Origin of the sequence: Bdellovibrio sp. HCB209, from assembly GCF_047306065.1 — a bacterium.
Taxonomy (GTDB): Bacteria; Bdellovibrionota; Bdellovibrionia; order Bdellovibrionales; family Bdellovibrionaceae; genus Bdellovibrio.
In genome coordinates, this window is the sequence record NZ_CP178618.1 from 3,651,002 (window position 1) to 3,672,215 (window position 21,214).

Sequence of the window (21,214 nt, forward strand, 5' to 3'; positions counted from 1 at the left end):
AGCGGTCGCCTGGCATAAATCCATGGTAAAAAGATATAGATAGCGTCTACCAGAGGCCCTGAGTTATATCAGGGCATGAAAAAACTTGGCCTTGCTGATCTTTTAGCCCCTGTGACTGTTCCGGAGTTCTTTAGCTCCAATTGGCCTGTTGAGCCTTTGTTTATTCCGGCGACTCCGGGCAAGCTTCAGGAGATTTTTGATCTTGCTCAAATGCAAAGCCTTGAGCAACTGGTTGCAGCTCGCCAACGTAAAGTTCGCGCCTGCCTTCCTGACTTTGACGATGAATACAGCTCTATTCACTTAGATCCCCAAGACGCTCTTAAAGTTTATCGCAACAACATGACGTTAGTATTCGATGCCATGCAAACTCAAGATCCAACAATCGCAAATACTTTAAAAAACATCCGCGAAGATTTGGGGCTAGTCACTGGTGGTGAAGAAAACAATCTGTGCAAAGCGCGCTCGATTGCTTATGCAACCCCTGCTGGTTGTGGGACTCGTTTGCATTTTGATGCCAATGCGAATTTCGTGATTCAAATCAAAGGCACTAAAACTTGGAGACTGGCACCGAACGAATCTGTGGATTTCCCGACAGAGCGTTTTACAACAGGCTCTGAAGAAATGCCTGCGGCCCTTGAAACTCAATGCCATGCTCCCCTGATTGATATGCTTGATGAAGACAGCATGGAAGTCGTGATGAAACCAGGCTGCGTGCTTTTCGTTCCACGTGGGTACTGGCACGAAACAACGACTGAGGAAGAATCCTTGTCGTTGAATTTTACTTTCAGCCAACCAACATGGGCTGATGTGTTTACAAAGTCTATCCAAGAAATCCTGCTAAGATCCCCAGAATGGCGTGAGCTTGCTGACGGCCTTGAAGGTACTGACGAATCTCGCAAAGAAGCTGCGATCTCTCGCTTTGAATTCTTAGTGCAAAGCCTTGCCGCTGACTTGCCTGAAATCTCTGGCCGAGTGTTACTTAAAGAAAGCCGTCTAGTATGAAGAAACCCTTAGAAGAAATGCGTGATGGTCAGTCGATTGAACTCCTTAAGGAGCTTCATATCCTGACTCGTGATGGGAAAATCAATCAAGACAGCCGCAGAAAGCTTAAGCAGGTTTATCACCTTTATAACTTTATCGAGCCTTTGCTTAAAGACCTTCAAGCATCGGGCGCGGATATCAGCTTAGTCGATCACGGCGCAGGCAAGTCTTATCTTGGGTTCATCATTTACGATCTGTTTTTTAAAAGCCTTGTCGGTAACGGCCACGTGTACGGCATCGAAACCCGCGAAGAGCTGGTTAAAAAGTCCATCGAGCTTCAGGGTAAGCTTGGCTTCCCGAATATGTCCTTCCTTCCCTTGCTGGTAGCGGAAGCCACAGAATCTAAGCTGTTGCCTGAAAAGATCGGGATTGTTACCGCACTTCATGCTTGTGATACAGCCACGGACGACGCCATTGATTTTGCTCTTAAAAAGCAAGCAAAGCACATTGTCTTGGTTCCTTGTTGCCAGGCAGAGATGGCCAAAGTCCTTCGCCAAAACAAAGCTAAACAACTTGCAAGTCCCCTCACAGAGATCTGGCGCCACCCGATCCATACGCGTGAGTTCGGCAGCCATTTGACGAATGTACTGCGTGCTCTCCGCCTAGAGGCGCACGGATATCAGGTCACTGTGACTGAGCTGATCGGCTTTGAGCACTCGATGAAGAACGAACTCATCATTGCAACCAAGAAAGAAGGCCCGCGCCAGCGTGCGGCCGATCGTCTAAATTGGATTTTGGACGAACTAAACTTGAGCGAGATGAGCGGGCGTTTTTCGACCGCACACAAATAGACTTACCAAATGTGCATCTGCGTCGGGTTATTGTTTTGACGTATTAAGCACTTCTTGAAATCATCCTCATATCTGCATTTCCGGGGGGATGAATGAAGACAGTACTTTTCGCGGTCGCTACTTTGCTTTGTACACAAGGCTTTGCACAGGATGCATCGACTTCAACAACAAAGATTTCTAATCCAGCAACTGAGTCATCAGCAGCACCAACTGCGACTTCCAGCATGAGTACTGCTGATGCGAGCAAAGAAACTCCATGGCACTTCACCCTAGGTTCTGAAAACTTTAACTACGAAGCTGATAATCGCAAACCTGCGGCTGGCGCAATTATCTCCTATAACTTTGTCGGCGCTCGTTATGCTCCAACAAAACTTTGGGAGTTGGAACTTCGTCAGCACTTTCAAATTACTTCTACACGCGACGGCCTAGGCGCTCGTGATTCAAGACTTCACCGCGATTCTACAACTGCGATGGCGGAAACTGTTTTACGCGCGGCTTTGCGACCACAAAAATGGATGAACTCAAGCTTTGGTTTGATCGATCTTAGATACTATGCCCCGACAGATGTTGTGGCTCAGGACAATCATGAGATGGGTCGTATCCGTTTGGATAATTACTTTGAGTGGACCATCAATCCGAAGTTCACGATGGCAGCACTAGTTTCCCCACGCGTGCAATTCAACAGCGGCAGCAACCCGAATAAAGCTGTTGGTGCCGATGCTGAATACTATCAGCTGAAAGCGGCTCCATTATTTATTTATACAATGAACGATAAGATCAACCCGTACTACGCTTACACGATTTCAGAAAAATCCAGCCAAGCTCAACGCGGCAACTGGGAACCTGACATGGGGAACATCGGTTCACATGAAGTTGGGTTGAATATGTACTATGGTGCTTTCTATATTAATCCAGCGCTGATCAGCGATACGAATTTGGAAAACGGCAGTGGCTCAATCGCAAGCTCTGACTCCCGCGCGTTTTCTTATGAAAATATCAGCTATAACTTGAACGTTTACGCGGTTTTCTAAACTCGGAAGAACGACTCTCGGCTGGAGGACTCCAGTCGAGAAAATGGAGTAACGCCGCTCCAGATAAATGTGGCAAGAAGTTCATCGAACTATCAAAATACTGACGAGATTCCCTAATTCAAACTCGAAACCGGTGCTTACCGCTCTCCGAGCTCACGACTTGAACAAATGTTCGCCACGCTCCCCCAACAAACTGGCTCTGAGCTCAAACCTGTGGCCTGCATTCGTGGCGAGTTGTTTGCATTCCCTAACAAGGTCGAGCGGCGATTCGAGTCGAAGTGAGACATCGCCACGCAGATTCTATGGGGGTCAGTATGCTGAAGAAGTTGAGCTTGTTGATGGGCGGATTGTTGACGTCAGTGGCGGCGCAGGCCTATGTCGCCGAGACAGATGTCGAATACGACTATATCAATGGAACGAGCCTCAAGATGGATGTCTATCGTCCTACTAATCCCGGCACAGCTCTGCGTCCTGCGCTGATGTTCTTCCACGGCGGTTGCTACAATAGCGGCAGCAAAGCCAGTATCAACGGTGTTGTAAAGGGACTTGCTGACGAGGGGTTCACCGTTTTCAGTGTTGGCTACCGATTGGCACAAGTTGCGAAGTGGCCTGCAGGGGTCACCGACGCCAAACAGGCATTGCGATTCATTCGCAAAAATTCGGCGCGCTTTCAGGTTGATCCGAACAAGATCGTCACTCACGGCGAATCCGCTGGCTCCTACCTTGCTGCGATGTTGGGTGTTCAAGCCGCTGAAGATCGCAAAGGTGCAATTGACAAATACTCCGGCCGAGTCCAACTTGTCGTGGATTGGTTTGGTCGCACTGATTTCACTCTCACACAAACCGTAGGAACCGATTGCGCTTTGGGTTGGATCGGTCAGCCGCGCAACGAAAAAACTATGCCGATTTATCAAGACGCATCGATCAGAACTCACGTCGATCAAAATTCGGCCGCCTTCTATATCATTCACGGCACGCACGATACTCAGGTCGATCCAATTCACTCGACGAGCCTTGCAAACACTCTTTGGAATAGAAAGGTTAATGCCGAGCTTGTACTTTACGAAGGACAAGGTCACGGCTTCTCTCGAACTATTCCGTGGGCTCTTTCACGCGCCCGAATTCTTAAACAATTCGGAATCCCGGATCGCCTAGCGATTAAGAAAGTCGCTGGCGCACCAAACTATGCGATCAATGCTGGCCAGCTGGATCAAACCAATACATCTAACTTCACACCCGACAAGTACTTCGTTGGTGGGGCGGCCTATGACTACGGAAACGTGAGCACAGCAGGCACGTCGTTGCCAGCGCTCTATACTGACTCGCGCTACGGCTGGAATTTCAGCTACAAATTGCCGGTGGCAAGCGCCGCAGTCTATCGCGTCGGTTTGTTCTTTGCTGAAAACTCAACAGCTTTCAGTGCGAAGGGTTCGCGGGTGTTTGATGTTACGATGGACTTCCCGAATGGTTCGTCCACCATCTCGGTGCCGGTACTTCCAAAATTCGATGCGATTGCACTTGGAGGAAAAAGCACGGCGATTCGTCGCTACGTGCACGTCATCACCAAAAACCCAACTCTCAACATCGGCTTCCAGGGAAAAGTTAACAACGCCTTCATCAACGCGTTCGATCTTTATCAAACTGGCTACTAAGGAGAGGACACAAGATCGCGGAGCCTGATTAGGTCCCGCGATCTAACTTACTTGAGCCGAATCTCATCAATTTCGGTTGGACGATCAATCCAGCGCTAATCAGGCTAATCAGCAATACGAATTTGGAAAGTGGTGGGGTTCTGTGTTGAGTGCGGATTCGAGATCTTTTCATCTGAGAATATTAGCTATAACTTGAACGCTTACGTGGTTTTTTAGATTCCAAAAAAAAGCGGCTGTTATAAGCCGCTTTTTTAAAGATAACTTCACTAAATTTTCTAACCGTTTACATTTCCAATAGTGCCAACGACGGGATTATTTTTTTTCTCAATTAAATCCCTAACTTGTTTAAAGGAATCAGAGATCTCAGCCTCCAACGAAGAATAGACAAAAAAATCTACTCTTTGCTCTTCCACCAAGTCACGTACTTCACTGGAGTCCGAAAAGAATTTGTCCATTTGCTGACTTGAAGTTTCCATATAACCTACATTTTCATTATTTAATTTCGGTTTATTTATCATGCTTCAACCGTGGCCTCTTCTGGCGTCACAGTCTCATTTTGAGACTGACTATAATCCGCTAACTTTATTATCTTACCACTGGCCATATGAAAAGTCTTTCCAATTTCGACAAAGGTCTCGCTCAATGTGTGAGATATCAGTGACACATTAAGCCCCAACGACTTTAATTCATCGTAATCTAATACGTATCCATGGGACGGGTAGCCTCGTACGAGTTGAGTAACGGTCTTCTTAGCTGTCTCAATAGGCCATTTGCACATTCGATGTAAAATTTGCACGCCATACTTCTCACCAATATCCAGCGCTCTCGCATATTCACCTATTTTTTGTGCATCCAGTTTTGAATACAAAGTTCCACTCGTTTGTCCAGAAAACTGAATAGCCAGGGACAAGCACTCACTTATTCTCATTCCCGATCTAAGCAAAATCATCTTTGCCGCAAGATCCATGGTTTCCAGCGTATGAATCTTGATTTGCTCTAGCGCTTTAAAGCCATTTAAAGCAGAGTTGAAGCGTCGATTACCTCCCTCGGCATGCTCTTCAATTTGAGTGTCTAAAGGTCCCAATTCTCCAAGTTCTGACAGAATTACTTCATCTCCACAAAGAGAAAACAATGTACCGGCACTTTTAGCCATCGCCGGCACAAGAATATTCGCTCTTTTGCAGTGATCTTTTAGAATTCTCGCCATCTTATAAGCCGCGTCTGGATCACCACCAGGAGTGTGAAGTAATACATCCAAAGTATCGAAACTCTTCTGCGCAAGTAGATCGTGCATCGCATATACTGTTGAGAGGCCAATCTCATCTTCTTTAAGCACAAGTACTGGATTTTTTCGTTCAGATTGAATTTCAGAAATTAATTGATCAATTTTAGACGTCATCTAGTTCTTCCTAACTTTATAAATAAACTAAAGTTAGCTTACTACATACCAAAACTATTAATAATATAAACAATAATCGACAATCTAAAGCCAAACAAAGGTCTTAAAAATAAAGAACCTCCCAGTGGGAGGTTCTTTGTTTTATCGAAAATGGTGGAGGCGGCGGGAATTGAACCCGCGTCCGCAAGAGATCCACGATAAGGCGCTACATACTTAGTCAGTGTTTTAATTTGTTCGTAAGACTTCCACAGACAAAATGCTTACGACACATTCCCCCAGTAAATTTAAGCAAGTCTGCTGGAGAAAACCCAACTTGCCGAGGTCTCTAATTTGACAATCTACTCCAAAAGCGAAACCACCTTAAGGGAGATCGTGCGGCTAATTAAGCTGCAAGTGCGTAATCGTTGCCAATTACAAAATGGACGTTTTTATCGAGGTCCTCATCCGCCCCGGTATGCTCCTTATGCTTCAGCACCCACGTCGAAGCCAGTACGCCCCCATGTGAATACAGTACTTTTACATCGTAGCATGAGTTGTTTCGAGGCGCGAGGAGGAAGCTGTACAAATAGTACAGCGACGACGAAGCAACGAAGAAAGAACTCATGATACGGTGGAAAAGTTCCGCAAAACGATCGGACATAGTGTGTGAACGTAAACAGGAAAACAATAGGCAATTCAGCATGTCATTGCCTGCGTTTTCAGCGTTTTATGTTACACCAGGTTAACGGTACGCTAACGTAAGCATGACAATTCACCTAGTAAAAGGTCCAGATATCCACCATTTATAGGGGTCTTCCACAGAGTTATCCACATTGTTGCTGAAATTTTGGTGCTTTTTCGATTATAAATTTAAGAATCTTAAATTTTCTCGAAACTGATTCACATTTCTGAACATGCTCTGAAACATAGCAATCACAGACAAAAAGGGACGGAAAAACGGGGCAAAATAGGCGCGTTTTTTCGGGTGAGGAAACCTGCCACACAATAAAAAAAGGGAAGCTTTCGCCTCCCCTTTTCATCATCGAATTTGATTTAAATATTAACGGAAAAGATCCGCAGCTGCCGCCGCCGATGCCGCCAAAGAACTTACATTAGAACGTTCTTTCTGAGCATTCGGAGCTGTTGGAGCCGTCGGTGCTGCCGCTTGCTCTGTCGCCGCCACTGGCGCCTGAGGAACATCCGCAGACACAGCGTTAGCTAACACTGCTTCGGCTCTTGCAACCGCTTCAGCGGAAGGCTGAGACGCCTCAGTGATCACATCTTTCACATCAAGAGCACTGTTGATAACCGGTTGAGCACCAACGCCATTCACAGCATTTGTTACTGGGAATAGTTGGATGTTCAATTGGTACACTCTTTCGCCTTTTGATTTCATACGAGCGATCGAGTTGTCTTTATGAAGACCTTTGCGCATTTGGCGAAGCTTAAATTTGATTTCTTCAAACTCTGCTTTCGTCAAAGACATCGTCAATGTGCCGAATTCGCGATCTGTCGGTTGATCTTGGTAAATAGACTCAAGACCCAAGTACATCAATTGAGATTGAAGCTTACGAACAAGCGCTACTGGAATGTCTTCAGGAGATTCAGTCAATGAACGAGCTTTTTTGATCTCGCCCGTTTTTTCATCCTTACGAAGCTCGCCAGAAGCGATCAATGCCTGCAAAGAGTTTTCGATTTCGTCTTCGGAAGCTTTGCCACGCAGAAGGGCTTTCAATGACGCTGTATCAAACGATACGCCCTCTTGATCCACCATTGCGTAAACGATCCATGCAACCCAGTTCGGAACTTTCTCGAAGGATTTACGATCGATCTCGCCTGTTTTAAGTTTCACACCTACACGGTGCTCTGACATTTTTTTCAGGAAGATATTACGATCTGCAGGATCTGTTGCTTGAGTGAAGTTCACTAGCAAACGGAACTCTTCAGTTTGTTCTTTATTAAAGCCAAGAGCTTTACCAAATTTCCCGATCATATCTTCAGAGAGATTTCTTTTCCCCTCGATGATCATTTTCAAATAGTTTGGAGATTTGATGTTCGCTGCCGCAGAGAAAACTGCGTAGTTATACTGGCGCAAAGAACCTTTAGAAGCCTTGCGTTTGTATTGATAAAAATCCGCAAGATATTCGCGGTAGCTCATGTAATCAGACAAAACTGGCGGAACCAGCGAAGTGTTTGAAATTTCTTTGCCTTTGCCGAACTCAGGTTGATTGTGTTGCATAGAAATTGCTCCTTTGCGCCTAAATAGTTGAACGCAGTTGGAGCGCCAAAACAAGGGGATTCAAACCAACTCACCGCATGTTATTGCGTGGCATAAAAAAAGGGCCTTCGTTTTACCGAAAGCCCTTGCAAGAGAACAAAGAATTTATGAATTAGCGCGGACGAGGCGGCTGCGGAGGTGGCACCGGTTGATTGTTGCCACAATCTTCAAGGAACAAAGTTACGTTACGGATCTCAAGATCACCTTGAGTAAAGAACGTAAAGTTCTGAGCGTTCTGACCAATCACTACGTTTTGCGCGAATAATTCGTAAGCTTGATTCCAAGGACCCACTTGCGAGCGACCCAAGAACACACCGTTCACCGCGAAATCAACATAAGACACGTTCATGAATGAAACTGCATCGAATCGGACCGATCTTAGGCGGTAACCACGATACTGTTGCCAGTTAAAGTAAGGACTTAGTTCAAAGCGAGCATTGCCCACCAAACGTTGCCATACATTTAATTGTACTGGGAATACTTGGCCTTGTTGGTTTGGATCACAGTAACCAGGATTTGGGTTTGGTCCCGGGTTTGGGTTTGGCCCTGGATTAGGATACTGACCACCATTGCCGTTGCAGCGAATATTCAAAGCAATTGTTTGAATATCAGACATACCACGCACATCGACTTCCATCATACGAACTTGGCCGATGATCGCTTGATAGCGAGGACGGAATTCAAAGTAACGTTGTGGAGAATTCACCCATTGGTCAACATTGCCATTGATCAACAAACCGATTTGCGTGCGGATATCAGAACCCATCACGTTCACACTGACAGAATCAACGATGCAACCTTGATAGCGTTGGTGGTTTACTCCCGCCAAAGCAAACAAGTTGAAACGTTCATTCATCACACGACGTTGAACATAGATAACTTTTTGTTCTGTGCCGTAATTACCATTGCCCGGTTGGTTCGGATAAGAAGGAGGAACCGGAGTCGTCGCAGGAGGTTTACCTGGATTTGGACGAGGCTTCGGTGCTGGGTTTGGGCGTGGAGCTGGTTGAGTTGGTTCGCCCGGAACTGGCAAATCTTCGTCTGGAAGAGGAAGTGGACCTTGTGCCTTCACGACTTGAGGACCTGCCATCAAAGTCATAGAGATTGCGAAAAATAATAGGTGTTTTAGTGCCATTCTTCCCCCTTTTGCATCAATTAGAATCCGCGATGGGGTTGGAAAGCAAGCGTAATGGCATAATGTTTAGTGTCACACCAAGCACAGAGAATAAAAAAAGGGCCACAGCTTGGAGTCTGTGGCCCTTGGGCAAATAAAGAGGAACCTTTATTTGTATTTTGGGTTTATTCAACTGAAGGCAAGTCGCCTTCGTCAGAACCACCGTCACCTGGGAACGGAGATTGACCGTGGTCTTCTTGTTCCTCAGGAGATTGTGAAAGATCGATCACTGGTTTGATACGTCTCATGAACGTTACAGTGAATACGTCTTGTTTGTATGTAGAACGTTTTCTCATTTTAAGAGCCAAGCGCAATTGACCCAAACCGTTGTTCGCGATCAAACGCGCTTCACCGATAGAGTTTTGGTAGCTCAAAGAAACGCTGTCAGAGATCACGCTGTCACCGTCTGCCAAAAGATCTTTTTGCAAACGAGTCAATGTAATGTCCGTCATGTTACCAGCTTCTGGAGTTAACAATGGACCAGAAAAACCAATCAACTCATCAGTATATGTTCTGAAAGCTACTGTGAAACCTGCGCGACCATTAGCAACTTCCCAAGAGTGCATACGAGAAGTTTTCACGCGGTTTTGTGCCTCACTAGTACGTGAAGTCGAATTCGCAACCATCTCTTTGATGTAAGCGTATTCTGGATTGTTCGTGTGCTTCTTAGGCATGTTGAAGTAAAGGTCCGCGATAGATTGGCGGAAGATCACATTGATCAAGCTAGCAGAACCAGCGTAACCCAATTGAACTTTCACAAGAGTCGTATCGCAGCCACCATCAAGATCCAAGCATTGCAAAGTACCGTTGATTGGCATTGAACCCGTTGTTTTAGAACCGTTACCAGAACGAGTCGCTTTCAATTTAACGATTTGATTGCTTTCAACTTGAGAGCCGTAACCCGCCAAGTTGTATGTTTTAGCAAAACCGTTTTCGTTCACTTTCAAAGTCACGATAGACTCGTCAGTGATGCTGTCGAATTTCAAGTTAGCCCAAGTAACAGAAGCAGCAAGACCCAATGAATCGCGTTTCAAACCGCGAATCACGTCGATAGTGTCATCTGTTGAGGTAGAAGTATAAAGAAGACCGTCTTTAGAAACCCCACCCGTCAAACGTTTGCCGTAAGCATCGCTTTCAACGTTGTTGCGGTCAGAAGGTTTATAGTTACCACTGATTTCAGTGCCTGGTTGGCTTGGTTTAAGATCAACAACTGATTGATCAGTTGAAGTTTGGCCAGAAGTACCAGTACCACCTAGTTGTGGAAGATCAGATTCAAGATCACCACCTGTAACAGGTGTTTGTTCTTGTTGTTGTGGCCCTGGGCCGCCTACCGTTTTATCTTTGTTGCAGGCAGTAAGGCCTAGTGTCGCGAGCAAAGCCGCGGTAATCATTAAATGTTTTTGCAACATTGAAAACCTCCAAGTTTTTTCAGTCACGAGTTTTTGATAGGTCCTGCTTAAGCAAGGGCCAGGCCACAACTTGTCACTCTCTGGAAGGCTTGTATTGCAATACAAACGCATCTTATGATGGTTTTCAGAAGGAATTACATGCCTGTTTATAAATTTAGCGCCCTTTTGAATGATTCGAGGCAATTTCGACACCACCTCTTAAAAGTCGCTGGAATCAGCCTATTTGCAGCTGTGATTCTGGGGTATTTCTTTGATCAACGTCTTTCTCAGTATTTCGCAGACCATGTTGTGGCCTCTGTACTATGGGCCCCGTCACGTATCATCACTGATATTGGTCTTTCCGAGTATTACTTCATCATCTCTATCGGCACATGGGCTTTGTGTGCGTTTGTTTTCCCTCGCTTGGGCTACTTTAAAAAGTATGCGGCTAAGGTGGATTTCTTTCGCCGTTGGGGTTTGAATTTCCTAGTAGCACTTCTGGTGAGTGGTGCTATCACTCACGTTATTAAGTTCTGCGTGGGTCGTCAGCGTCCACATAAAACTCCTGATTTTGATCCGGGAGTTTTCCATCACTTTACGACTCACTGGCACTGGCATTCGTTTTCATCGGGTCACTCACAGGTGATGTTCACAGTGGCGACGATGTTTAGTATCGCTTTTCCTAAGTTTCGCTGGTTGTGGATTCCAATCGCCGTTATTGCATGTATCACTCGCGTGATTGTTCACGATCATTTCTTAAGTGATATCATCTTTGGTGGATGTGTTGGCTATGTCGGCGCATTGCTAGCCATGAAATGGATGAAAAAGAGCAAGAACGCTCTTTACTAATTATTTCTCTGATAAAAATTCAGTCGAGTTTTGTGAGGACTTTAGAGTCTTCACAATTCTTGGATAATCTGGAACGAATTGCTCCACCACTCCCCAGAATTTTGCGGAGTGGTCCATGTGTTTAAGATGTGCGAGTTCATGCACGATCACGTAGTCGATGATTTCTTCGTTAAATACAATCAAACGCCAATTTAAATTGATCACTTTTCTGGAAGAACAGCTCCCCCAGCGGGTTTTCTGTTCGCGGAATTTTACCTGGGACGGGTGTAGGTTCATCACCTGCGCCCAATGCTGAATCTTAGTCGATAGCAGTTTAATGGCTTCGCGTTTATAGAAATGTCTGAACTCTGCGATCGCCTTTGGGTGATGTTCAAGGCTTGCGTTTGCAGCCCATGCCGCACTTGGAATATGCAGGAATAAATTCTCGTCACTAACTGACACGAAGGCTTTTTTATTCAAAGTGATGACGACTTTAAGTTCGCGGTCTTGGCCTAAGTAAGGGAACTTCTCCCCGGCTTGAATGGATTTTTTAGGGTAAAGCTCTGCCAGGGCGTCGAACTTGATAAAGTTCTTTTCGATCCATTCGCGTTTTGCGGCCAAGAAATCTAGAATCGTCTTTTGCGAGGTGATTTTGTTAGCCACCACTTTGATCGGCTTATTGGGATAAAGGTAAATCGATAAAGATCTGCGAAAGGGCTTGCGGTGAAGCTCCACCGGCCAATTTGCAAAATCAAAAGTTTCTACCGAAGCACCCATAGGAAAGGAGAATGACTTACCCCCGGAAAAGTGGCAATCTAAATCCATGGACAAGAACTCTTCCTTTTATAATTTGGATCCCGATAAAGTTTTGCTAGCCGCAGAACATGCCGGATTTTATCCCACGGGAGAGTTTACTCAGCTGAATTCCTATGAAAACCGCGTTTTCGATATCAAGCTTGAGGAGCCAATTGAACCCAACTCACAAAGTAAAAACGTCATCGCTAAATTCTATCGCCCCGCTCGCTGGAGCAAAGAGGCGATTTTAGAAGAGCATGAGTTTTTGTTGTCCCTAAGAAACGAAGGCATTCCTGCTGTGGCTCCTTTGTTTCAAGGCCATGATTCCACATTGAGTGAAGTCGATGGCATGTATGTGGCATTCTTTCCTAAAGTTTTGGGCCGTATGCCGCAAGAATTCTTAGGTGATGATTACCGCAAAGTGGGCCGCCTGATGGCGCAAGTTCACAATGTGGGAGCTCGTAAGAAAGCGCCTCACCGCCCGACATTGGATACTAGTTATTACGGCGGTTGGGATACTTTGGATAACTTGCAGAATTGGATCACGCCGGAATTGATTTCCCGTTACAACACTGCCGCCGAAGATATTTTGTATGCGATCGATGATTCCTTTGATCCGTCAGAGTTCATTCGCATCCATGGCGACTGCCACAAAGGCAATTTGCTAAATAACGGTTCACAGTTTTTCCTGGTCGATTTCGACGATTTTGTAAATGGCCCCGTAGTGCAGGATTTCTGGATGTTGCTCTCTGGAGATAAAGAAACCTTTGGCCAAGAAAAAGACCTGATCATTGCAGGTTACGAAGAGCTCCGCGAGTTTCCAGATCATCAATGGGCATGGATTCCGATGCTAAGAGGTTTGCGTATTATTTCTTACGCCGGTTGGATTGCAAAACGTTGGGAAGATCCAAGTTTCCCAAGATTGTTCCCTGAATTCAATACATACAGATATTGGGCTGAGGAAGTTGAAGCCCTAGAGAAAATTGCGTGGTCCATCAATACTTAATTAGCAGTTGACGGACTGTCCTTGGGTCGTGAAAGCTTTTAGTGACACGAAAATTAACCAAGGATGGATAGATGAAACTGCTACTTTCAGCATTGCTACTAGGTCTGACTTTGACAGCTTGCGGTCCCGTTGAAAAAGAAGACGCCGACAAAGCCCCTGATAAAATCGTAAATGAAACTGATTACTCTGTGTGCGGCAGCGGCAACGTTGGCAACACAATCGTTGGTTCTTGGAGATACTACCAATCTATCGGGAACATCAAATTCACTAAGACTTATGCGTTCTCTCGCGATTACTTGCGCATCACGAATGACTGTAACTTTGATGGCATCCAAGTTAGAGCAACAGCTTCTACTCGCGTGATGATTTCCATGAATGGCGTAAGCTACTTGGACAGCGTTTTGAATGAAAACCCAGTTCAACGTGAAGGTTATAAATTGGTCTGCCAATCTAAAATCGAACCGATTGATTTGAACTATCGCTTCCAAGGAAATTGCTTGGTGTTGATGGCTCAAGATGGAAAAAGCTCCATCACTCTGGTTCCAGCGACAACAAATTAATTTTGAAACTAAAAGCCCCGGTCAACCGGGGCTTTTTTTTGGTCTTTTTTTAGAGGCCTTTACTGCCTAGCTCACGAACTTTCTGAATGAATTTTTCAACCTCTGCGGGCTTGCGATCTTTTAAGCGATCAATCTGCGTCACCTTCACAGGCTTAATCCCACAGAACTCCATCACTCCCACTTTCATCATACGAACAACAGGATCACGATTTACTAGTAAGTTATAAAACCACGGCGCATCTGTCGTATATATGATTCGGCCCGTGCGGCCTTTCAGCAGTCGATCCCAGAATGGATCTGTTTTGTGGTACTTAAATGCATAACTTGGCAAAAGAATGCGATCCAGAAAACCTTTGAGGAGCGCTGGAATGCTGCTCCACCACATTGGAAACGTAATGACAATGTGTTCAGCCCACAGGATGTCTTGCTGCGCTTGAACCAAATCGGGCTCTAAATCTTGAATTTTCAGATAGCCTTTGTGCAGGATCGGATCAAATTTCAGATCTGCCACGTTCGTGACTTTTACCTCATGACCGGACTGCTTTGCGCCTTCGGCATAGACGCGGGCAAAGTGGCTGCCGAGGGCCTCCACATTGGGATGACCGTTAATGACCAGAATCTTCTTCATAAGAGCCTCCAGCACTATGGAATCAGCTAATTTAACGCGCAGTCAATCCTTTGTCATGAGGTCCAGCCGTGTTCTATATTTTCATGGCTTATTAACCTTCAAAAGGACAACTCATGAAAAAAATCAAAGTTGCAAATCCCGTTGTTGAACTCGACGGCGACGAAATGACTCGTATTATCTGGAAATTCATCAAGGAACAATTGATCCTTCCTTACCTAGATATCGACATCAAGTACTACGACTTGGGCATGGAACATCGTGATGCTACAAACGACCAAGTAACTGTTGACGCTGCTGAAGCGATCAAAAAGTACAACGTTGGTATCAAATGCGCGACAATCACTCCAGACGAAGCACGCGTTACTGAATTCAAATTGAAACAAATGTGGAAATCACCAAACGGCACAATCCGTAACATCCTTGATGGTACAGTTTTCCGTGAGCCAATCATCTGCAAAAACGTTCCACGCTTGGTACCTAACTGGACAGCTCCAATCTGTATCGGCCGTCACGCATTCGGTGACCAATACCGTGCAACAGATTTCGTGACTAAAGGTAAAGGTAAATTGACTGTTACTTTCCAACCTGAAAACGGTGGCGAAACTATCACTCACGAAGTTTACAACTTCAAAGGCGACGGCGTTGCTTTGACTATGTACAACACTGATGAGTCTATCACTGGCTTTGCTCGTTCATGCTTCAACCAAGCTTTGACGAAAAAATGGCCTTTGTACCTTTCTACTAAGAACACAATCTTGAAAAAATACGATGGTCGCTTCAAAGACATCTTTGAAGAAATCTATCAAAAAGAGTTCAAAGCTAAGTTCGATGCAGCGGGCATCACTTACGAACACCGCTTGATCGACGACATGGTTGCTTCTGCTCTTAAATGGAATGGTAACTTCGTATGGGCTTGTAAGAACTACGATGGCGACGTTCAATCAGACACTGTTGCACAAGGTTTCGGTTCTCTTGGTTTGATGACTTCAGTTCTTGTTACACCAGACGGTAAAACAATGGAATCTGAGGCAGCTCACGGAACTGTGACTCGTCACTACCGTCAGCACCAACAAGGCAAACCGACTTCTACAAATCCAATCGCTTCTATCTTTGCTTGGACTCGTGGTCTTGAGCACCGTGGTAACTTGGATAACAACCCTGAGTTGGTTAAGTTCGCTCAAACTTTGGAAAAAGTTTGCGTAGCTACTGTTGAAGCTGGCCACATGACTAAGGACCTTGCTGTTTGTATCTATGGCGATAAAGTACCAGCCGATAAATACATGAACACTGAGCCGTTCTTGGCGAAACTTGATGAGAACTTGAAAAAAGCTCTTTCAATGTAATTCCATCTAGATCGAAAGATTTAAAACTAAAAAGCCCTGGGGAAACCCGGGGCTTTTTTTTTAGAACGTGATCTTGATGGCATCGACATTCTTTTTAGCAGCTCCGTGAAAGACTGCTTCGATGTTGTTGCCATCTGGATCGATCACAAAAGCGCCATAGTATCCTGGGTGATATTGGCGCTCACCTGGCTTACCATTATCTTTGCCACCAGATTTCATCGCGACTTCATAAAACTTATCAACCATCGCACGGTCTTTAGCTTGAAATGCCAAATGCGTACGCCCCGTCAACTCTCCCGCTGCTGCTTGGCTTGTCTTCGTAGAAATAAATAGTTCATCGACCCAGAAAAAATCAGGTCCTTCTCCGCTGAGAGGAATTTGCAGAGTCTCAAAAATTGGCAGATAGAATTTTTTAGAGGCCTCAAGGTCCTTAACAACCAACTGAAGATGATCAATCAAACGTCCGCGATACAGTTCATTTGTTTCCATAGGTGCTCCTTCGATTACGATGATCTAAATCTTCGCAAGCGCAGGAAGCTTTTGTCACGGCCTTAGAAGTCCTAAGTCATTCACAACTGATAATGACAAAATACAAAAAGCAATGGCCCACCTACTAGAGTGAGCCATTGCCTTTGCGAGATTACGAATGGAGGTTCGTAGTTTTTGTAAGCAGATTATTTTTGTTTTGCGAATTGGATGTCCAAAGAGATCGCAACGTCGTCACCGACAAGCACGCCGCCAGCTTCCAAAGCTGCATTCCAGTTCAAACCGAAATCTTTACGTTTGATTTTTGTTTTCGCTGAAATTGCAATTTTAGTGTTGCCCCATGGATCTGTGTGTTCCGCAGAAGGTCCTTCAACCTCAAGAACTACTTCTTTAGTTACACCGTGAATGGAAAGATCACCCGTTACTTTGAGCTCCTCGTCTCCAGAGCGCTCTACTTTCGTAGATTTAAAAGTAATGGCTGGGTATTTTTCCACATCAAAGAAATCTGCACTTTTCAAATGGGCATCACGCTGAGCTTCGCGAGTATTGATACTTGCTGTTTCAATCGACGCTTCGATCACTGATTTTGTGATATCTGAAGAGTCCAATGAAAGAGTCCCGCTGATTTTTTCAAAGCCACCATGAACTTTAGCGATCATCATGTGTTTGATAGAGAAGTTTGCAGATGAATGGGAAGGGTCGATTTGGAATTTAGCTGTAGTCATAGTGTCCTCCTAGAGACTTAAGTTGTTTGCTACTCCCTTATAATCGTCCAATTCCCATTGTCTCGGTAGAGGACTGTATCGCAAATCATTGTTGCAATTATGTCCCCCTCAGCGACTGGGGCTATTGACCCTAAACAACCGCCTTCAGACAAAACGAAAAATAAATTAGTTTACGCACATCTTAGAATAGGACAGTATTCCTAAGGGGCGGTTTCAACTTACATATGAATCCAATAAGACTCGTCATTATCACTAGTACTTTATTAATCAGCTGCACAGCATTTGCAGACATGAAATTCGTGTACCATGCGCCCGAGTCTAGCCATGACTCTCGCTATAAATATCATTGGGAAATTTTGAAAAATGCCCTAGATGTCACAGCGAAAAAATACGGTCCGTACACACTGGTTCCATCCGAAAAATTAAGCGAAAATCAGCAGCTAGCTGAGATGAAAAAGAACAGCCCAAAACTGAACGTAATGATTCGCGAGACCAACAAAATCTATGAATCGGAGCTCACGTCAGTGAAAATTCCGATCGATAAGAACCTGATTGGCTACCGAGTTTTGTTAATTGACAAAAAAGACCAGCCCGCACTGGCTGCCATGAAGACACTGCCTCAACTCAACACCGTCAAAGTCGGGCAAGGCGCTGGCTGGGGTGATATTTCCATTTTAAGAAACTCAGGATTTAACGTCGTCACCGAAGAAAACTATGATGATTTGTTCAAATCTTTAAGCAAAGGAAAGTTTAAAATCTTCCCACGCGGCGTGGTCGAAGTTTTAGAAGAGCATCGCAAATTCAAAAACAAGTATCCGAACCTCGTGATCGAAAACCACCTGCTAATTTACTATCCACTGCCGACTTATTTTTGGTTTCACAACTCATCCGACGGCCGCTTAATGGCTCGCAGAGTGGAAGAAGGCCTAAGATATATTATTAAAAGCGGCACCTACCGCAAAGTTTTCGACAAACACTACGCAAAAGTAATTCGCGAGTTGGATCTAAAAAATCGAACAATGATCCAAATCCCAAATCCCGACCTCCCAGACTCCGTCCCTTTCGACCGAAAGGAACTCTGGTACAACTCTACCGAAAACTAGAAACACGACTTACGTAACTCACCCCTAGTGTAATCAAGCAGTAATGACCAAGAAGCCTCGAACAGGCCCGCGAACTCAATTAAAATGAGTAGGTCACGCTTACAAAGAGGAGGTCGAAATGAAACACTCACCATCCAGCAAAGACCTGAATTCAAGCCGTTCACAAATAATTAAGCCAAGAAAAAATGAAGAACCACCAACACAAAGACACACACCAGAAGGCCCCGCAGAGGAATTCATCCAAGAAGATCTAAATGCGAGCAAGGAAGAACCGACTCACAGAAACACGAGTGTTCTAAAAAGATAAAAAAAGCCGACTCCCCATAAAAGAGTCGGCTCTAAAATTTTTAAAAACGAAATTCCAAAGTTACTTAACTTGAACTCTCAATTTGTAAGTAGCCTTAGAGCGACAAATGCTCTCAACACCTTCCGTAGAACAAACCATCTTGCCACAATTCATAGCCAAAACTTTGTTCTCAGTATTAAGCCCCTTCAACTCTTTCTTCCAATCAGCACAAGCCACCTTCCAGTTAGCACGAGCCTCTTTAATCAAATTAGCTGAATCCCCTTCAACATCATCCTCACCCGAAGTGATCTCATACTTGTTATCAGCATTAGCACCCTTCTTAACAGAAATAGTAGTATCCCCATCAGCCGGAATGTCTTTCACACCAATAGACTGAGCAAAAGAAACAGAAACCAAAAGCGAAACAAAAAGCCCCAAAACCGTTTTCATAGAAAACCTCCGAATAACAAAATCCTACCCCCTCCCCACCAAAAAAGAAGCCATAACACCTCTGCGCCCACAGTCTAAAATAACGCAATAAGACAAATCCCCAATCTCCAGGGATGCAGGTAATCCTGCGACCGTTAAACCCGAGAGCTTCGAGCCAACGAGGGAATTTTAGAGGGAAAACCCCTCCGATCCGACCTCCGCGGGGTCTGGAAGACCCTCCCCGAAGGGGAAGCGGCAAGGGCAGGAAGCCCGGGTCGGAACGGAGGGGTTTTCCCTCTAAAATTTCCTCGTTGGGACGGAGAGTTATCGAATGTAACCCGAACCCCAGTAGGATAGACCAATCCATGGCCGGGTCCCATGCAATGGTTCCCTTGACGAATCCCGCTAGGTCCGGAAGGAAGCAACGGCACTCGAGGGGCTATGTGATATGGGGTGCTCGGCCACTTTTTTGTTTTTAGCAGTTCGGAGAATGTTTTGTCTTATCAGGTGATTGCACGCAAATGGCGTCCCCAATCTTTCACTGACGTAGTCGGACAGAATCATATTACCCAAACGCTGGCGAATGCGCTGAAAAACAACCGTCTTCCTCACGCTCTTCTTTTCACTGGTCCACGTGGTACAGGTAAAACTTCATCAGCTCGTATTTTGGCAAAAGCTTTGCGCTGCCCGAATGCGGTGAATTTTGTTCCGTGCAATACGTGTGATTCATGCCGTGAGATTGCATCCGGTTCTAGCGTGGACGTTATGGAAATCGACGGAGCTTCAAACAACGGTGTGGATTCCATCCGTGAGCTTCGCGAAACCGTGGCCTTCATGCCAACAAGCGGTAAATACAAAATCTATATCATCGACGAAGTTCACATGTTGTCGACAAGTGCCTTCAACGCCCTTCTAAAAACTTTGGAAGAGCCGCCAGGTCACGTGATCTTTATCATGGCAACAACTGAGGTTCACAAAATCCCACAAACGATTTTGTCTCGTTGCCAACGTTTTGATTTCCGCAGAATCACGACTCGTCAAATTACTGAACGCTTGAAATTGATCTGTGACCAAGAAGGTGTTCCAGCCGAAGAGGAAGCTCTTTGGGTGATCGCACGTCAAGGTGACGGTTCAATGCGTGACTCGCAAAGCTTGCTAGATCAAGTGATCACGTTTGCGAATGGTCCACTGACTCGCCAAAATGTGGTTGAGATTTTGGGTCTTACGGATCGCGCGTTGTTGTTTGAAACACTGACAGCGTTGGTAGAACGCAACTCTCAAAACGTTTTGAAAGTGATCGAGAAAATTTCCACAGCCGGTTTCGAGCCGCATTTATTCTCTCAAGATCTGTTGGAAATGATCCGTAACTTATTGCTCGTTAAAGTTTCCGAAACTCAAGCGGCTCAAATTCTTGAAATGCCTGATACGGAATTACAAGCGCTCAACGATTTGTCACAGCGTTTGTCTGAAGAAGACATTCACATGCTCTTCGACATGGCCCTTAAAGGCGGCAGTGATATTCCACGCGCCCAAGATCCTCGCATCGTGCTTGAAGTAATTTTGCTTCGCATGGCGTCTGCGCCGAAGCTTGCTGACCTAAAGACTCTTTTGGCAAATGGTCCTCAAGCCTCTCACAGCGCAGGTGGTGCCAGGCCCTACGTTCCGCCGGTAGCTCTTCCCGTTCAAGGACACCAGCGACTGAAAGAATCTCAATCCGTTCCTGAAGTTCCATCAGGTTTGGAAAAGATGAAGTCTACTTTCGAGCATCCCACAAAAAAACCTGTGGAAAATAAACCAGTCGCTGCAACTCCAGCTCCGGCTCCAGCCGTGGAAGTTCAACCAGAACCTCCAAAAATTGCGACAGGTGCAACTCCAACAGACCGCTGGGTCCATTTCGTAGAGTTGGTGCGCCAAGACGACGCATTGTTCGCGGCAAAAATTGAAAACCTTCTGTTCGTTAAGGAAGAAGGCAAACTTTTGACCCTTGGAGTTCCAACAAAATTGGTATTCCTTAAAGACCAAATGGCCGACACTTCTGTGCGTAAAAAGGTACAAGGATTTGTTGATTCATACTGGGGTGCTGGATATTCTTTTGAAGTATTGATGAAAGGCGATCAGGTCGGCGAATCCGCTCAGGCTCTGCAACAAAAAAAGGTGCAGTTGGCTGAAGATGAAATTCGCAACAAGATTGCTGAAAACCCGATGATTAAGGCTGCCCAGGAAGCATTCCAAGGCAAAATTAAAAACATCGTAGAACTAAAGCGCGACAACGCGCCTAAAAAATAGGAGCTC

General features: G+C 45.3%; 21 protein-coding genes and 2 other RNA genes. 12 read left to right on the forward strand and 11 right to left on the reverse strand.

From position 1 onward, the window contains the following. The first annotated feature begins 75 nt into the window (after window positions 1–75). The 4 genes from ACLVWP_RS17790 (at window position 76) to ACLVWP_RS17805 (ending at window position 4,515) form a co-directional block, all read left to right on the forward strand. Complete coding sequence (locus ACLVWP_RS17790) at window positions 76–1,002, forward strand: JmjC domain-containing protein (protein WP_413559004.1); 927 nt, start codon at window positions 76–78, stop codon at window positions 1,000–1,002. Beyond that, window positions 999–1,832: a class I SAM-dependent methyltransferase gene (locus ACLVWP_RS17795; protein WP_413559005.1), complete on the forward strand. Its 834-nt coding sequence runs from the start codon at window positions 999–1,001 to the stop codon at window positions 1,830–1,832. Before ACLVWP_RS17790 ends, ACLVWP_RS17795 begins: the two co-directional genes overlap by 4 nt. A 92-nt stretch (window positions 1,833–1,924) precedes the next feature. Further along, window positions 1,925–2,863, forward strand: coding sequence for a hypothetical protein (locus ACLVWP_RS17800; RefSeq protein WP_413559006.1), 939 nt, complete (start codon window positions 1,925–1,927; stop codon window positions 2,861–2,863). A 314-nt stretch (window positions 2,864–3,177) separates the two neighbouring features. Continuing rightward, the gene (locus tag ACLVWP_RS17805; RefSeq protein WP_413559007.1) at window positions 3,178–4,515 is read left to right on the forward strand and encodes an alpha/beta hydrolase fold domain-containing protein; all 1,338 of its coding nucleotides are present in this window, start codon (window positions 3,178–3,180) and stop codon (window positions 4,513–4,515) included. 275 nt (window positions 4,516–4,790) lie between these two features. On the opposite strand, the gene ACLVWP_RS17810 is transcribed toward ACLVWP_RS17805, so the two are convergent. From ACLVWP_RS17810 to ACLVWP_RS17835, 6 genes are all read right to left on the reverse strand, one after another. Next, window positions 4,791–5,033, reverse strand: coding sequence for a hypothetical protein (locus tag ACLVWP_RS17810; RefSeq protein WP_413559008.1), 243 nt, complete (start codon window positions 5,031–5,033; stop codon window positions 4,791–4,793). Next, complete coding sequence (locus tag ACLVWP_RS17815; protein WP_413559009.1) at window positions 5,030–5,914, reverse strand: SDH family Clp fold serine proteinase; 885 nt, start codon at window positions 5,912–5,914, stop codon at window positions 5,030–5,032. Before ACLVWP_RS17815 ends, ACLVWP_RS17810 begins: the two co-directional genes overlap by 4 nt. Window positions 5,915–6,065: 151 nt before the next feature. Beyond that, window positions 6,066–6,413: a transfer-messenger RNA gene (gene ssrA, locus ACLVWP_RS17820) on the reverse strand. Window positions 6,414–6,953: 540 nt separating this feature from the next. After that, window positions 6,954–8,132 carry a TIGR02147 family protein gene (locus ACLVWP_RS17825; protein WP_413559010.1) on the reverse strand — a complete coding sequence of 393 codons (1,179 nt, stop codon included), beginning with the start codon at window positions 8,130–8,132 and terminating at the stop codon, window positions 6,954–6,956. Window positions 8,133–8,283: 151 nt separating this feature from the next. Continuing rightward, window positions 8,284–9,306: a hypothetical protein gene (locus tag ACLVWP_RS17830; RefSeq protein WP_413559011.1), complete on the reverse strand. Its 1,023-nt coding sequence runs from the start codon at window positions 9,304–9,306 to the stop codon at window positions 8,284–8,286. A gap of 164 nt (window positions 9,307–9,470) precedes the next feature. After that, window positions 9,471–10,754 (reverse strand): hypothetical protein, encoded by a 1,284-nt coding sequence (locus tag ACLVWP_RS17835; protein ID WP_413559012.1) that lies wholly within the window; start codon window positions 10,752–10,754, stop codon window positions 9,471–9,473. A gap of 138 nt (window positions 10,755–10,892) precedes the next feature. Here ACLVWP_RS17835 and ACLVWP_RS17840 point away from each other — a divergent pair, with 138 nt between their 5' ends. Then, on the forward strand, window positions 10,893–11,582 hold the full coding sequence (locus ACLVWP_RS17840) for a phosphatase PAP2 family protein (RefSeq protein WP_413559013.1): 690 nt from the start codon (window positions 10,893–10,895) through the stop codon (window positions 11,580–11,582). Here ACLVWP_RS17840 and ACLVWP_RS17845 read toward each other — a convergent pair whose 3' ends face one another. Continuing rightward, window positions 11,583–12,338, reverse strand: a complete 756-nt coding sequence (locus ACLVWP_RS17845; protein ID WP_413559014.1) for a M48 family metallopeptidase — start codon at window positions 12,336–12,338, stop codon at window positions 11,583–11,585. Between the two features lie 46 nt (window positions 12,339–12,384). On the opposite strand from ACLVWP_RS17845, the gene ACLVWP_RS17850 reads away from it, so the two are divergent. Next, the gene (locus ACLVWP_RS17850) at window positions 12,385–13,362 is read left to right on the forward strand and encodes a serine/threonine protein kinase (protein WP_413559015.1); all 978 of its coding nucleotides are present in this window, start codon (window positions 12,385–12,387) and stop codon (window positions 13,360–13,362) included. Between the two features lie 71 nt (window positions 13,363–13,433). Beyond that, window positions 13,434–13,922 carry a hypothetical protein gene (locus ACLVWP_RS17855; RefSeq protein WP_413559016.1) on the forward strand — a complete coding sequence of 163 codons (489 nt, stop codon included), beginning with the start codon at window positions 13,434–13,436 and terminating at the stop codon, window positions 13,920–13,922. Between the two features lie 49 nt (window positions 13,923–13,971). Here ACLVWP_RS17855 and ACLVWP_RS17860 read toward each other — a convergent pair whose 3' ends face one another. Next, the gene (locus ACLVWP_RS17860) at window positions 13,972–14,550 is read right to left on the reverse strand and encodes an NAD(P)H-dependent oxidoreductase (RefSeq protein WP_413559017.1); all 579 of its coding nucleotides are present in this window, start codon (window positions 14,548–14,550) and stop codon (window positions 13,972–13,974) included. A 113-nt stretch (window positions 14,551–14,663) separates the two neighbouring features. Between ACLVWP_RS17860 and ACLVWP_RS17865 the strand changes: the two genes are divergently transcribed. Further along, window positions 14,664–15,893 (forward strand): NADP-dependent isocitrate dehydrogenase, encoded by a 1,230-nt coding sequence (locus ACLVWP_RS17865; RefSeq protein WP_413559018.1) that lies wholly within the window; start codon window positions 14,664–14,666, stop codon window positions 15,891–15,893. Window positions 15,894–15,953: 60 nt separating this feature from the next. On the opposite strand, the gene ACLVWP_RS17870 is transcribed toward ACLVWP_RS17865, so the two are convergent. Beyond that, window positions 15,954–16,382, reverse strand: a complete 429-nt coding sequence (locus tag ACLVWP_RS17870; protein WP_413559019.1) for a VOC family protein — start codon at window positions 16,380–16,382, stop codon at window positions 15,954–15,956. A 185-nt stretch (window positions 16,383–16,567) separates the two neighbouring features. Continuing rightward, entirely contained in the window at window positions 16,568–17,104 is a 537-nt protein-coding gene (locus tag ACLVWP_RS17875) for a YceI family protein (RefSeq protein ID WP_413559020.1), read from the reverse strand. A 224-nt stretch (window positions 17,105–17,328) separates the two neighbouring features. Here ACLVWP_RS17875 and ACLVWP_RS17880 point away from each other — a divergent pair, with 224 nt between their 5' ends. Both ACLVWP_RS17880 and ACLVWP_RS17885 read left to right on the forward strand, forming a co-directional pair. Beyond that, a complete protein-coding gene (locus tag ACLVWP_RS17880; RefSeq protein ID WP_413559021.1) occupies window positions 17,329–18,207 on the forward strand; it encodes a hypothetical protein in 879 nt (292 codons plus the stop codon). 118 nt (window positions 18,208–18,325) lie between these two features. After that, complete coding sequence (locus ACLVWP_RS17885) at window positions 18,326–18,514, forward strand: hypothetical protein (protein WP_413559022.1); 189 nt, start codon at window positions 18,326–18,328, stop codon at window positions 18,512–18,514. A 60-nt stretch (window positions 18,515–18,574) separates the two neighbouring features. Here ACLVWP_RS17885 and ACLVWP_RS17890 read toward each other — a convergent pair whose 3' ends face one another. After that, window positions 18,575–18,943, reverse strand: a complete 369-nt coding sequence (locus ACLVWP_RS17890) for a hypothetical protein (RefSeq protein ID WP_413559023.1) — start codon at window positions 18,941–18,943, stop codon at window positions 18,575–18,577. Between the two features lie 346 nt (window positions 18,944–19,289). Between ACLVWP_RS17890 and ffs the strand changes: the two genes are divergently transcribed. Together ffs and dnaX are read left to right on the forward strand one after the other, a co-directional pair. Next, window positions 19,290–19,388: signal recognition particle sRNA small type (gene ffs, locus ACLVWP_RS17895), an RNA gene on the forward strand. Between the two features lie 29 nt (window positions 19,389–19,417). Continuing rightward, window positions 19,418–21,208 carry a DNA polymerase III subunit gamma/tau gene (gene dnaX, locus ACLVWP_RS17900; protein WP_413559024.1) on the forward strand — a complete coding sequence of 597 codons (1,791 nt, stop codon included), beginning with the start codon at window positions 19,418–19,420 and terminating at the stop codon, window positions 21,206–21,208. The last annotated feature ends 6 nt before the right edge of the window (window positions 21,209–21,214 follow it).

Coding starts and splice junctions, on each gene's coding strand:
- ACLVWP_RS17815 (WP_413559009.1), bottom strand. CDS start 5,914: ATGACGTCTAAAATTGATCAATTAATTTCTGAAATTCAATCTGAACGA.
- ACLVWP_RS17840 (WP_413559013.1), top strand. CDS start 10,893: ATGCCTGTTTATAAATTTAGCGCCCTTTTGAATGATTCGAGGCAATTT.
- ACLVWP_RS17825 (WP_413559010.1), bottom strand. CDS start 8,132: ATGCAACACAATCAACCTGAGTTCGGCAAAGGCAAAGAAATTTCAAAC.
- ACLVWP_RS17850 (WP_413559015.1), top strand. CDS start 12,385: ATGGACAAGAACTCTTCCTTTTATAATTTGGATCCCGATAAAGTTTTG.
- ACLVWP_RS17880 (WP_413559021.1), top strand. CDS start 17,329: ATGAATCCAATAAGACTCGTCATTATCACTAGTACTTTATTAATCAGC.
- ACLVWP_RS17885 (WP_413559022.1), top strand. CDS start 18,326: ATGAAACACTCACCATCCAGCAAAGACCTGAATTCAAGCCGTTCACAA.
- ACLVWP_RS17855 (WP_413559016.1), top strand. CDS start 13,434: ATGAAACTGCTACTTTCAGCATTGCTACTAGGTCTGACTTTGACAGCT.
- ACLVWP_RS17790 (WP_413559004.1), top strand. CDS start 76: ATGAAAAAACTTGGCCTTGCTGATCTTTTAGCCCCTGTGACTGTTCCG.
- ACLVWP_RS17845 (WP_413559014.1), bottom strand. CDS start 12,338: ATGGGTGCTTCGGTAGAAACTTTTGATTTTGCAAATTGGCCGGTGGAG.
- ACLVWP_RS17860 (WP_413559017.1), bottom strand. CDS start 14,550: ATGAAGAAGATTCTGGTCATTAACGGTCATCCCAATGTGGAGGCCCTC.
- ACLVWP_RS17835 (WP_413559012.1), bottom strand. CDS start 10,754: ATGTTGCAAAAACATTTAATGATTACCGCGGCTTTGCTCGCGACACTA.
- ACLVWP_RS17865 (WP_413559018.1), top strand. CDS start 14,664: ATGAAAAAAATCAAAGTTGCAAATCCCGTTGTTGAACTCGACGGCGAC.
- ACLVWP_RS17810 (WP_413559008.1), bottom strand. CDS start 5,033: ATGATAAATAAACCGAAATTAAATAATGAAAATGTAGGTTATATGGAA.
- ACLVWP_RS17795 (WP_413559005.1), top strand. CDS start 999: ATGAAGAAACCCTTAGAAGAAATGCGTGATGGTCAGTCGATTGAACTC.
- ACLVWP_RS17870 (WP_413559019.1), bottom strand. CDS start 16,382: ATGGAAACAAATGAACTGTATCGCGGACGTTTGATTGATCATCTTCAG.
- ACLVWP_RS17800 (WP_413559006.1), top strand. CDS start 1,925: ATGAAGACAGTACTTTTCGCGGTCGCTACTTTGCTTTGTACACAAGGC.
- ACLVWP_RS17830 (WP_413559011.1), bottom strand. CDS start 9,306: ATGGCACTAAAACACCTATTATTTTTCGCAATCTCTATGACTTTGATG.
- ACLVWP_RS17890 (WP_413559023.1), bottom strand. CDS start 18,943: ATGAAAACGGTTTTGGGGCTTTTTGTTTCGCTTTTGGTTTCTGTTTCT.
- ACLVWP_RS17805 (WP_413559007.1), top strand. CDS start 3,178: ATGCTGAAGAAGTTGAGCTTGTTGATGGGCGGATTGTTGACGTCAGTG.
- ACLVWP_RS17875 (WP_413559020.1), bottom strand. CDS start 17,104: ATGACTACAGCTAAATTCCAAATCGACCCTTCCCATTCATCTGCAAAC.